The sequence below is a fragment of the Alteromonas sp. McT4-15 genome, from assembly GCF_020515205.1.
Lineage (GTDB): Bacteria > Pseudomonadota > Gammaproteobacteria > Enterobacterales > Alteromonadaceae > Alteromonas.
This window is the reverse complement of sequence record NZ_JAJALG010000006.1, coordinates 112,281-124,639: the sequence shown is the minus strand read 5'-3', so window position 1 is coordinate 124,639 and position 12,359 is coordinate 112,281. Positions and strand designations below refer to the sequence as shown.

At 44.3% G+C, this 12,359-nt stretch carries 9 protein-coding genes and 4 tRNA genes; 1 reads left to right on the top strand and 12 read right to left on the bottom strand.

All coding sequences use genetic code 11. The features are described from left to right. Nucleotides 1-57: 57 nt before the first annotated feature. Genes LHL20_RS07030 through LHL20_RS07020 form a run of 3 tightly spaced genes read right to left on the bottom strand, consistent with a single transcriptional unit; the run spans nucleotide 58 to nucleotide 2,254 of the window. The gene (locus LHL20_RS07030) at nucleotides 58-696 is read right to left on the bottom strand and encodes a hypothetical protein (protein ID WP_226432780.1); all 639 of its coding nucleotides are present in this window, start codon (nucleotides 694-696) and stop codon (nucleotides 58-60) included. Further along, nucleotides 693-1,454 carry a hypothetical protein gene (locus tag LHL20_RS07025; protein ID WP_202264588.1) on the bottom strand — a complete coding sequence of 254 codons (762 nt, stop codon included), beginning with the start codon at nucleotides 1,452-1,454 and terminating at the stop codon, nucleotides 693-695. The genes LHL20_RS07030 and LHL20_RS07025 overlap by 4 nt, the downstream gene beginning before the upstream one ends. 11 nt (nucleotides 1,455-1,465) lie before the next feature. Next, complete coding sequence (locus tag LHL20_RS07020; RefSeq protein WP_202264586.1) at nucleotides 1,466-2,254, bottom strand: hypothetical protein; 789 nt, start codon at nucleotides 2,252-2,254, stop codon at nucleotides 1,466-1,468. Between the two features lie 535 nt (nucleotides 2,255-2,789). On the opposite strand from LHL20_RS07020, the gene LHL20_RS07015 reads away from it, so the two are divergent. Next, nucleotides 2,790-4,355: a hypothetical protein gene (locus LHL20_RS07015; RefSeq protein WP_226432779.1), complete on the top strand. Its 1,566-nt coding sequence runs from the start codon at nucleotides 2,790-2,792 to the stop codon at nucleotides 4,353-4,355. Nucleotides 4,356-4,420: 65 nt separating this feature from the next. Here the strand turns inward: LHL20_RS07015 and LHL20_RS07010 are convergent, their stop codons facing one another. The 9 genes from LHL20_RS07010 to tolB form a co-directional block, all read right to left on the bottom strand. Further along, nucleotides 4,421-6,922, bottom strand: a complete 2,502-nt coding sequence (locus LHL20_RS07010) for a TonB-dependent receptor (protein WP_226432778.1) — start codon at nucleotides 6,920-6,922, stop codon at nucleotides 4,421-4,423. Between the two features lie 377 nt (nucleotides 6,923-7,299). Continuing rightward, a tRNA-Ser gene (locus LHL20_RS07005) sits at nucleotides 7,300-7,390 on the bottom strand. A 109-nt stretch (nucleotides 7,391-7,499) separates the two neighbouring features. After that, entirely contained in the window at nucleotides 7,500-8,555 is a 1,056-nt protein-coding gene (gene nadA / locus LHL20_RS07000; RefSeq protein ID WP_226432777.1) for a quinolinate synthase NadA, read from the bottom strand. Nucleotides 8,556-9,020: 465 nt separating this feature from the next. Continuing rightward, nucleotides 9,021-9,096, bottom strand: a tRNA-Lys gene (locus tag LHL20_RS06990). A 38-nt stretch (nucleotides 9,097-9,134) separates the two neighbouring features. After that, nucleotides 9,135-9,210, bottom strand: a tRNA-Lys gene (locus LHL20_RS06985). 24 nt (nucleotides 9,211-9,234) lie between these two features. Then, nucleotides 9,235-9,310 (bottom strand) — tRNA-Lys (locus tag LHL20_RS06980). A gap of 292 nt (nucleotides 9,311-9,602) precedes the next feature. After that, nucleotides 9,603-10,394 carry a tol-pal system protein YbgF gene (ybgF, locus tag LHL20_RS06975; RefSeq protein ID WP_226432776.1) on the bottom strand — a complete coding sequence of 264 codons (792 nt, stop codon included), beginning with the start codon at nucleotides 10,392-10,394 and terminating at the stop codon, nucleotides 9,603-9,605. Beyond that, nucleotides 10,394-10,960, bottom strand: a complete 567-nt coding sequence (pal, locus tag LHL20_RS06970; RefSeq protein ID WP_226432775.1) for a peptidoglycan-associated lipoprotein Pal — start codon at nucleotides 10,958-10,960, stop codon at nucleotides 10,394-10,396. The genes ybgF and pal overlap by 1 nt, the downstream gene beginning before the upstream one ends. A gap of 40 nt (nucleotides 10,961-11,000) precedes the next feature. Further along, nucleotides 11,001-12,356 carry a Tol-Pal system beta propeller repeat protein TolB gene (gene tolB / locus LHL20_RS06965; protein WP_226432774.1) on the bottom strand — a complete coding sequence of 452 codons (1,356 nt, stop codon included), beginning with the start codon at nucleotides 12,354-12,356 and terminating at the stop codon, nucleotides 11,001-11,003. Nucleotides 12,357-12,359: the final 3 nt, after the last annotated feature.

Here is a 12,359-nt window from a genome sequence, read left to right as displayed (position 1 = left end):
ATCAATGATACCCAAAGGTTACATGAAAGCAAGTTATTTTTTAGACTGTGCGCGGAATTAATCTACAATTTCGCGTAATGACACACGAGACAACCACTTATTATCCAAACAAACCTCAAGTTGCCGTAGCCATGTAGAGAGTGCACGAAGGTGATTGTCTGAAGACACATGGGTATTCAACCACGATTCGTTGTCTATCAACCATAGCGGCGACTTTTCTAAGACATTGGTGGTTAAAGCGATAGGCGGCAATGCTAATGCAAGCGCAGCCATCGTTTGGTGCTGTCTTAAGTCGTGATCCCTGACCAATTCAGCATTCATAAGTCTTAGGTCATCAATGGTAAAGATCTGTAACTTATGCAGGCGCTTGGTAAGCTGTGGACCTATGCCTTGAAGGTGAATAACCTCAATATCGCCTTTTAAGCCTTTCCATTTCGCAGGTACCGGTTGTGTATCAAAAGCATGAACATTGTAGTTAATGTCTAGTAACCACCCTTGTTGGGCTAGCGGGTAGCGCTGGACATCAAGCTGGGGAGCCGTTTCACCGTTATCTCCGTTATCAGTTAGCTGCCCCATTCTTACTCGGATACTCTCTACACCAAAGCCTGACTGCTGATTGGCTAGGGTGTTCATCACCGTTGCCATTTCAGCATGAACCAGCCAAATTAAGCTCTGCACGTCTGTGGAAGTAGTCATAAAATGGACTTGAAGTGAATTTCAACTTCGCTGTAAATGTTTGCGCTGCTTTGTGCGTCCTGCGGCGCTCGGTTACTCGCTGGCGTAATGTTAAGCCTTGTTTTTATCAGTTTTGACGTATCAATAACACCGGCAAATCGATTGGCCACTGACAAATTGTTCACAGCGAAATTGTTGGTTATTACTGCATTGTTGCTCGGCGCAGAGTTACTCTCATCTTCCTCTTCCTGCGAGCCCTCATCCTTCATGCTGAATGTTAGCTTTGCGTTGATCTTACCGTGATCGACAGACAACTTGGGAATACCATTTATCAATACATCAGAAAGCAGTTGGCGCTGTTTCTGCGCAATGTTAAACATGACGGCATTTTTTATTTTCTTTGCACCTTCTTCGGTTAACTTTTTACCTGAGAAGTGCAGTTTTTCTTCCAGCGAAATTCCTAAATCATTGAAAAAAGGTGGCTGCTCTTCCTTTTGTTGCGTTGGTGGCTGGTACGGTGCGCCCTTGTAGACCGCATGTGCTGTATCACTATCAAAAGGGTAGCGCTGCTTGAGATTCTCTTCTAACTGAAACACAAGATCGTCGTCTTGCATGCACATTGCAACAAACTCGTCGTCCGAAAGTGACAGTAAATTCGTGAGTTCTGTTATTTTATCTTGCTGTTCGATTTGCGATGCGAGAACCGCACCAAAGGTATCTGAGATGAGTTTTGCCACAAACTCGGCAAAACCCAGCTCATTAAGAGCTGAGTTTGACATGGCGTGTATCCTTACTGATCTAAAGGTAAATAGTCGGTGCGGAAGTTAATTTTCACACCACCAAAAATATTTACTCTTGAGCCTGACCTATCCTGATCAACTTTGCTTGTTGTCGTCACCGTCACATTAGAATATTTGGTTGACGCCGATGCTTTGACCCACGGAGATAAGATAGAACCGGTTTTAGCGCGAGCCTTTGCAGAAAACGCTTTGCGGTTGTATTTGTTCTGTGTTTCTCGGCTAAACGACGAACCATAGGTGGTAAAAGTTAAACGCGTTTCTATATCACCGTTTTCGATAACCAGTCGCAAAATTCCTTGCTTTACCATTTCTTTGAGCATGTCGTATTTATTTACTGATATTCGCCTTGCTACGGCATCTAAAATAGCGTCATACGAGTTTTGGCCATCTACGGCAACTTGGTTATTGTCAGTGACACCGGCTTCTGCTGGCGTTTCAAGCGCTGCATTGAGCGTATTGGCTTGATCTTGATTGAGTGTGGCGTTGCCACCGTTATTTTCAACCGCAGTAACCTTCTCTTGATCGTCGACATCAGCAGGTAACGCGCGAGCTAAAAAGTCTAAAATCATGTCACCGCTGATATCGTCTTTGGTGTCATTGATAAAAGAAGAAAGCGACTTGCTAGTTTGTTGAAGCAGCTCGATATAGGCTTCGGTTTGGCGGATATTGCTAGAAATTAATGCGTCAAATACATCGGTTATGAGTTTAGTCGTAAATTCAGGGAATCCAATTTCGTTTAGTCTTGTGGCCTGAGTAACTGCTTCAGAAGTTCCAGACATGATACACCTCCATAGTGATAATCTAGAATGAAGTGACATTTACCGCAGTCATTGATTGTACGTGCTGACCGCTTCACTACACTTCTTCTCTCCAAGCGAATTTAGGCAATGAATATGATGTCCGTAATTTGGCTGTTTAAAAAATGTAACGACCAAGTCAGCATTTATCAGTGTTACACATTGATCAAAATTTAACCACAAATTTATGACATTAAACTTTGTGTGTCCCAGTGCAAACTGGTTTTTGTTGCCACTCCCCTCTCAATGAGCACAAAACCGTAGTAGAGCGTACTCACTATGAGCCGGAAGACTCCTAAGCGGATCAGTAAAATAAGGTTACGTAAAGGGAAGTGAACATCTGTCAAATTACTCTGATTATTTTATGAACGTTTATTAATTTAACAATGTCTTGCGCTTTGCTACATTGGATTTTCTAACCCAAACGTTAGAAAACCTCTACTACAAAAATTAATCAACTGCGCGAGTTTGTATTTAAGGTGTTGCAACTTTCAAGCAGCTGAAAGGACTTAGTAAAATGAAAAAAAGCAAAAAGACAGTACGCTTAAGTCTACTAGCATGCAGTATGCTTTGTGTTTGGCAAGGCGCTAGTGCCCAAGATATTAATACTACCACATCACTTCCTGTCATCATGGATGACTGCGGTCAAACCTCTTGCCTTGACAGAAGAGCGCTATCGGTTGAACAAACTCTGGCGCTACTATCAGACGCATCTCACAAAGAATCCGCCATTAACGCACAAGTAAACAGTGGTAAACAAAGCAAAAATAGTAAAAAAGGCCAAGGTGTTGCCGTTGGTCAGCAGAACACCGATACCCAAGTAGTCTTCCTTGACTTTGAACAATCATCGCCTACTTTCGAAGCGATTACGTTTGTACCAAATGTACGACAAACGTTTACCAGCTATCAGTACTCCCAAAGTGAGCGCGATCAAATTCAAGCGAATATTGAGAGTCGCTATGAAGGTTTTGACATTAGCTTCACGCAAACAAGACCTACCGAAGGAGATTACTCTACTCTTATTTTTGAATGTCGCGACGAAGACGGTGTATGTATCGACTTTAACAACGGTATTCTTTTTGGCCGCGCCCAGTCTATTGATATTAGAAATGATATACGCGACGACAGTGCATTTGTTGATGCAAGTCTTTGGCAGGTACTCGTAGCACTCGATCCTTCTGGCGATTTCTTCTCGCGTATTTCAGGTATTCCTATCGTTGATGGCGATGTGGATGCTGCATTGTCGACAGCAATTGTTAATCAGGCATCGAACACTGGGGCTCACGAATTAGGCCATAATTTAGGGTTGCGTCACCACGATAGTTTCGGCGCACCAGGTGATGGTGTAACACCGGGTACGGGTGACTTTTTCCCTGTATTTGACGGCCCACTTGCTGCCCTTGAGTCATTTGATCATACAATGGCATCTGGTGCTAGTGTAGGTACAGGCTTTGCCGATAGCACTGTAGACTTGCGTTTTTTCTCTGAACGTTCAGCGTTGAAACTCGCTGCAAATCAGCGAGCGAGGTTACTGCAAGAAGAGAGTGTCACTGGCGGTAATAAGAAGGTAAAACTACGAAAAGTACTTGCACCAAATACATTGGAAACTGGCGATAATGCTGGTGGTAAACTCGAGTTATTAGAAGCGCGTGTAGCTGGACGTATTGACGTTGCAGGAGAAGTAGATAGCTACCGGTTTACAGCGAAGTCAGGTCAGTTTTTAAGTGCTGAGTTCTTCGGCTTTGATACACCGTCAGCAGAGCATAATGCCCTAGCTGATTTCGTCATTGGTGCTGTCGCGCTTTATTACGTAGAGCGTGATGGCTCGCTAACACTCGTGCAACGCAACTTCCAAAACTTCGAGGGTTTTGATGCGTATATGGTTGATGCTCCGCTTAACCAAGACGGCGATTACATACTGCAAGTTTCGTCACCTGATGAGTTGCTGTTGCCCGGCGTGGGAATAATCTCTCTTGACGGTACAGGTAACGGTACGTTCAGAACAGGAAATTACGAAGTTAGCATGTATATTACTAACGGAAAGAATGGTAACGGTGTGCCTGCAGTACCTGGCAGTAACTAGTTTCTCTCTTGTACAAAAAAGGCCAGATTCAAACTGGCCTTTTTAAATTCACGTACAAGCGTGTTTTATTCAAACAAATATGAAATTGTTGCACCAAAAGTACGAGGTTGATTCGGATATCCGTTGAAGCTACCCGCTTGAATAGGCGGTGGGAATGCCGATAAGAAATACTCGTCATTGGTGAGGTTACGAACCCATACCTGTACGCTAACGCCATTTTCAAACTCAAGACCAGCACTTGCATTTAGTGTACTGACTTCTCGAGTCATTTCAGGTGGTACGTTCTCTACAATGTGAACTTCACTTTCATACAGGTAATCGCTTCGCACATAACCTGTCATGCCATTTTCGAAATCAAGGTGATACGTTAAGCCCGCAACAAAGCTTCGTTCATGGATACCAGCAGGCATAGTGCCCGATAAATCCGTTGGTCCATTTAGTCCATTAGCGCCTTCGAACGAGTCGTAAACTGGGTCTAAAATGGTACCTGCAAAGTTAAACACTAAGTTGTCAGTCACATTATAGGTTGAATCAAATTCAACACCTTTTGTAGACTGCTTACCTGCATTAGCTAACACAAAGCCTGTTCCAACAAATATGCTTGATTGGAAACCTTCAATAGTTTGATCAAACAATGTGATGTTAAAAGCACCGTCTTTAAATCGGGCCTTCATCCCTAGCTCGTATACCGTTGACTCTTCAGGTCCCGCATAACGCGTACCGTAACTTTGATTGGGCTGAGTTAGATTGGCCGCTTCAAGTGCGCTTTGGTCCGCTGCGAACGGGCGCGTGTCGCGGGACAAGTTCCATGAAGACGCCTTAAAACCTGTTGCAGCCGTAGCAAACACATTGATGTTTTTGTTTACTTCATAGGCAATACGCGCACTCCAGGTGACTTTGTCATCGTTGGTATTACCACTTTCAACTGCGTTTGGATAAGTCAGCTGAGGTGGTAAAAACTGTACACTTTGCAACGTTGGGATAAACGGAGTAAGTGCTGGCACAGCGGTGGAAAGCGGCACACCAAACACCGTAGGTGTAGTAGCAAAGTCTATCGAAGACAATACTTCGGTATTTACTTGCTCAATAGACACATCTTTTTCATCTTCTGTGTAGCTTACGCCGAATGTCCCCGTCAAACGGTCTGAGAAGTGATAGTCCAAACTAAGGAATACCGAAAGCGCGTCATTGTCTTGTAAGAACTCGCTATTCACGAACTGATCTGGCCCAAAAAATGTTCCAGGTGCTTGCCCGTATAGCGGCTCAAATGTGCCTAAGAAACCATCAGGAAAAACGGCTTCAAATGGCAGTGGAGCAATAGCTTGCGCTACGCCAGCGTTAAGTAAAACGTCAAAGAAAGGGCGCACCGCTGAACCGTAAAACAACGTATCTCCAGTATCTACTTCTTCAGAGAAGTAGAACATACCCACCATCCAATCTAGCTTATTTTCGCCCGTTGAAGTTAAGCGAAATTCCTGAGTGAAAGTATCAATATCGGTATGACCCTCCTCGGCTAAGATATCTAGCGAGGTATAATCTACATCAACAAAGTAGTCTGATTTGTTGTTTCGATACGCACTGATTGACGTAAATGAGAATGTTTCGAAGTCCACATCCAGCTGCAATGACACACCACCGTCTTCCACACTATTGTTTGGATTGAAGTTTAGTGCAGACTCGTAAGCATAAGGGTCTTCAGTATCTAATACCGTTCCCCCTAGCGCTCTTACCACACCTGTTGTTGGGCCATTAATAAAGTCTGCTACCGTACAGCAACGCTCATCAATTTCGCTGTAATCGGCAATAAAGCGAAGTCGAACATCTGAGTTTGGTTCGTAAAGGGCTTGTCCACGAATATTCCAGCGATCGCGGTTATTAAGCTCGTCAACACCCTCCACAACACTGTCAGTGTAGCCGTCGCGCTTATTGATACCACCAGATACACTAAAAGCAAATTCATCTGTAATACCGTTGGTATAGTATCCCTTTAATAGTCGCTGGTTATAGTTGCCGATTCCAAGCGTAACCTTACCTTCTTGCGTAAACGATGGTGCATCGGTTCTTATGCTGATTACCCCAGCCGACGCGTTCTTACCAAATAATGTACTTTGCGGGCCGCTTAATACTTCGACTTGTTGTACCCGCGGTAGATCACCAATTTGCGCAGCAGCGCGTGAACGATATACACCGTCGATAAACACGCCGACGGACGGCTCTATGCCCGTATTGTTAGTTCCGTTACCGAAACCGCGAATTGAGAAGTTGGTGTTGGTAGAGCGCTGAAGCGGTGTTACGCGCAACGTAGGTACAAGTGCCTGCATATCTTGAATATCTAACACTTGGGTTTGTTCAATGGCTTCACCGCTAGTAACTGAAACGGCGATAGGTGTTTCTTGCAAACCTGTGCTTCTTTTTGAAGCCGTGATAAGAATTTGTTCTACCAATTCATCTTCTGCAGGCTCTGTGGTTTCCTGCGATAACACCGATTGACTGGTAAGGCTTAAACTAAGTGCGATGAGCGTTGCGACTTGTTTGCGTTTAAAGGTTAAGGGTAAGCGTTTACTCATTATTATTCTCTTACTTGTTTTTATGTGTTTTTATTATTTTTGAGCGATAGTCCACATCAACAACGTAGCGAACGGCTCATTAAGTGTGGGATATCTACAATAACCAAGTAAGAAAAGACATGTAAACAAAATGTTTAATTTTTGTTATTTATAGTGGGAATTCTGAATTTACTGTATAGACGCTTTTGCTTGCGAAACGCGGTCTGTAGTGCAAACACGCCATTACTCTCAAATATATTTAAAATTTGAATAGTGACGAATTAGTGTGATGGATTGGTGTGCTAGAGACTTATTTGCGGGGCAATCCTTGTTCTCTGCAACAAGGTTGCTTTTATCAAATGGCGAAAAAAACCGGCGAAAGCCGGTTCTTTTGTATTTGGCGGAGAGAGAGGGATTCGAACCCTCGATACGCTATAAACGTATACACACTTTCCAGGCGTGCGCCTTCAGCCACTCAGCCATCTCTCCAAATTTGTTATCAAGGTTTCCCTTGAGCGCGCGTATAGTAGGTAATGCCGCGCGCTTAATCAAGAACTTGCTAAAAATTAGTGAGCAAGTGCTTATAAAACGCGCTGTTTTACAAGCCGCCTTTTGCTTTTAGCTCGGCAGAAAAATCTAACATGCGATCAAGTGGGATAAGTGCACCTTTTCGAAGCTCATCGTCTACAAAGATCTCATGCCCGTCACTTTCGCCCGTTAAAGACGCCTTAATCGCCTCTAAGCCGTTCATTGCCATCCAAGGGCAGTGAGCACAGCTTTTACATGTAGCGCCGTTACCGCCCGTTGGAGCCTCAATAAAGGTCTTCTCAGGAGTAAGTTGTTGCATCTTGTAAAAGATACCTTTATCAGTAGCAACGATAAAGGTGTCGTTGTCCATGGTTTGAGACGCTTTGATAAGCTGGCTCGTAGAGCCAACCGCATCAGCCATATCAACTACACTTGCCGGTGACTCTGGGTGAACCAATACTGCAGCGTTAGGGTACAATGCTTTCATGTCAGCCAGTTTTTGTGCAGAGAACTCGTCGTGCACAATACATTCACCTTGCCACATCAACATGTCTGCGCCGGTTTGCTTGGCGATATAAGAGCCTAAATGGCGATCTGGCCCCCAAATAATTTTTTTGCCTTGGCTATCTAGGTGCTCAACAATTTCTAATGCAATGCTAGAGGTAACCACCCAATCTGCACGCGCTTTAACGGCAGCTGAGGTGTTCGCATAAACAACAACAGTATGATCTGGATGCTGGTCACAGAATTCGCTGAACTCTTTTACCGGACAGCCAATGTCTAACGAACAGGTTGCTTCCAGTGTTGGCATAAGCACGGTTTTTTCGGGGCTAAGTATTTTTGCTGTTTCGCCCATGAAACGCACGCCAGCAACAATTAATGTTTGTTCTTGCGCATCGCGACCAAAGCGCGCCATTTCTAGCGAGTCTGCAACACAACCACCTGTTTCTTCAGCTAGCGCCTGAATTTCATGGTCGGTGTAATAGTGTGCTACCAGCACCGCATTGCGGGCTTTTAACAAGGCTTTAATTTCAGCCTTCAACTCAGCTTTACGTGCTTCTGATAATGGCTGTGGTTTTGCAGGGAACGGGTACTCTACCTGATCCACTCGAAATGCTACTGACATTAACCTACATCTCTGTTGCGACAAGGGTGCGGATTATACCCAACTGTCATAAAAATTACACACTCCATAGACAACAATAGCGTAATAAAATAGTCGTAATCATGCTTACTATTCAACGCTTTTGCTAAGTGCTTGAAATAAAGTACATGAGGACAAGAAGAGAAGATCAAAGGGCAAACGTGAAAGCACGTTCAAAATCGCTGCGCGAGTTTTGTCGACCAGCTTCGCTGGTTCAAATCCTAATTTTACATCGAAGGATGTTTTGCCTGTTGGGGAGTATTTGGTGTTTAGCTTGATGGTGGGTCGTGCTGGATTACTCGTCACTGCGTTCCTCGCCCTTCGGGCCGTGCTAAAGCACGTTCAAAATCGCTGCGCGAGTTTTGTCGACCAGCTTCGCTGGTTCAAATCCTAATTTTACGTTGAAGGATATTTTACGTGTTGGGGAGTTTTTGGTTTTTAGCTTGATGGTGGGTCGTGCTGGATTCGAACCAGCGACCAATTGATTAAAAGTCAACTGCTCTACCAACTGAGCTAACGACCCATCAAGTGACACTAAGATGTGTTGCGCATTTCAAATGATGGTGGGTCGTGCTGGATTCGAACCAGCGACCAATTGATTAAAAGTCAACTGCTCTACCAACTGAGCTAACGACCCATCATTTGATGCTAGGAGAGAAAGTGGTGGGTCGTGCTGGATTCGAACCAGCGACCAATTGATTAAAAGTCAACTGCTCTACCAACTGAGCTAACGACCCTTTCTTTCCTGTTGTTGCCTGTGTCTTGGCAACGGCGGCATATAATACTCAGATTTTTTTCTGACGCAACCCATAACGTCCTTTTATTTTCATTTTTCTGTCAAATTACGACTAAACGGTCAAAATGAAAACAATTCGCTGGGTATTTATACCAATGGATATTGAGTTTAGTAGATTTTGTACGTGAGCACACAAAAATAAGTGCAGAAGAATTGTGCAGTCTGTCTCTCATTTTATAAATATTTATTTTCAGAAAGACACAAAAAAGCCTCTTTAAAAGAGGCTTTGTTCACTACAAGTTATTTAATCGAGATTCTGCTAGGCGTTTTGCCGAGGAATTTGGATATTCATTGATAACTTGTTGCAGTAATTGGCGAGCCGAAGAAGCGTCTCCTGTACGTTCTGCAATCACACCAAGCTTAAGCAATGCATCGGGTCGTTTTGCAGAGTCTGAGAAACGATTAGCAACAATATTAAATTGTTCACTCGCTTCACTCCAATTTTGTTGATTAAACAACAACTGCCCTAGCCAGTAGTGGGCATTTGGTGCATAACTACTATTAGGAAAGCGCTGAATAAACGACTGAAATGCAGGAATGGCTTTGTCGTACTCACGCGACTTCAGAATAAGATTCACCGCATTTTCGTACGCTTCATCCTCACCTGCTTGTGGCGCTTGTGGTGTGGTTACAGCAGGTGTGCTTGAAATTGGGGTTTCTACACCCGCGCTTGGCATTGCATTACCTTGTAGCGCTCCACCCTGCTTTAACGCCTCTACACGCTTGTCTATTTCTAGATACAGTTCACGCTGACGTTCCAACACTTTTTGAAGTTCATTGGTATTCACTTCAACAGCACCACGCAGTTGGTCAACTTCCATCTGCATGTTGTCTAACTGAGTTTGCAAGCGATGTTGCATTTCAGTACGACTTTTTACTATGCGTTCCAGTACTGCTATACGCTGTTCTAGTTCACCGCCGCCATTAGCGTTAACCACAGGGGCCTGTGCAAATGCAGTAGAAACAGCAAGGGCGGCACTTAACGTGACGCCCAGTTTTAATGTTTTATTCGCTAGAATAATCATTAGCGGTATACAACCACTCCGCGACGGTTTTGAGCAAATGCATACTCAGTAGAACCCATCACAGCTGGCTTTTCTTCACCGTAAGATACAACAGATACTTGGCTGCTGCTTACGCCTGCGTTAAGCAGATAAGTTTCAACAGATTGAGCACGACGCTCACCTAGTGCAATGTTGTACTCAGGCGTACCACGGCTGTCAGTGTGACCTTCGATAGTTACTTTCATGCTTGGGTTTTTCACCAAGAATGCAGCGTGCTTGTCAAGAACACGTTGGAATTCAGGCTTAATGCTTGAACGGTCGAAGTCAAAGTAAACGGTCTGTTCGTTTTTCAACGCTTCCATTTCTTGTTGAACCATCTCTTCTTGACGCTTCATGCGCTGAGCGGCTTCAGCTTCAACGCGCTGAGCTTCTGCTTCACGTGCTTCTGCTTCGGCTGCTGCTTGCTCTTGTGCAAGACGGTTGCGTTCTGCTGCTAACTCTTCTTCGCTAGGGCCTGACGAACATGCCATCATTGTCACTACTGGCAAGGCGATAATGAAGCTTTTCATCACTTTATTCATTTGCATCCTACTAATCCTTAAATTTTATTGTTTAGTCGTTAAATTGTTAGAACAAAAATGGTGACCAACTCGGCGATTTAACTTGCCCATTGGCTGCTGGTAACCTAGCTTTAAAGCGCCCATCAAGAGATACCAGTGACAACACTTGGGTGCCTTCATGCAGGGTGCTATATATTATCATGCTTCCATTCGGCGCTACACTTGGTGACTCATCTAAGTACGTCCGTGTCAGTACTTGTGGTGAACCGCCATCTAAAGACTGCTTAGCAATATGATAGTTACCATTTGTCTGGTTAACCATAATCATCTGCTTGCCGTCTGGAGAAATTGTACCGCCAAGGTTCTGTTCACCTACAAAGGTAACTCGCCTTACTTTCCCAGAATTTAAATTTACGCTATATATCTGGGGTTTACCACCCCGTTCAGAGCTAAATATTAAACCACTGCCGTCTGGAAGCCATGAAGGCTCTGTATCAATCGCTCTATTGCGAGTGATACGGCGCAAGTTTTTGGTCGCCAGATCCATCACATAAAGCTCTGGATTACCATCTTTCGACAGAACCATTGCAAGTTGCCTGCCATCTGGTGAAAACACTGGACTACTGTTTATTCCAGGGAAGTCCGTAATACGCTCACGCTCACTGGTATAGATGTTTTGAATGTATATCTGCGGACGGCGATTTTCAAAGCTAACGTATGCAAGCCTTTCACCGTCAGGAGACCATACAGGCGACATCAACGGCTCAGGCGACGATAGCAATCGAGTTTCGTTCTCGCCGTCATAATCGGCAATCACCAACTGATATGGTTTTTCTACTGTGTCTCTGTCGCGCACGATCACATAGGCGATTTTGGTAAGAAACGCTCCGCGCACGCCTGTTAGTTTTTCATAAACAATATCGCTAATGCGGTGTGCGTACTGACGAAAGTCATTACCGTTAATCGCAGCTTGGCGCGCTACAATCACATGGTCATTGCTGGTAACCAATACACCATCTTTAAGTACTTTTGACTGGCCGCCATCTAGCTGGCCTTTCAATATGTCTATTAATTGATAGGTTACCAAATATCGATTGGCACCCTGCTCTTCAATACTCCCCACTAACACAGTATCGACACCCAGCGTTGCCCACGCGGTGTAGCTTACCTCATCAGCGGTTTCAGGATATTGTGGCATTTTATCAACCGCTACAGGGTTAAATTTACCACTGCGCATCAGGTCAGCCATAATCACTTTCGAGATGTCGCCAGGCATGGCACCCTGCCCTTTCCATTTAAAGGGTACAACGCCTATAGGGCGTGCACTGTCGACACCTTCGGTAATCACAATTTCTAAGGAAGCAAATACTTTGGCACTGAAAGCCACGGTAATAAGCGCTATCCATAATCCTAATTTTTTCATACC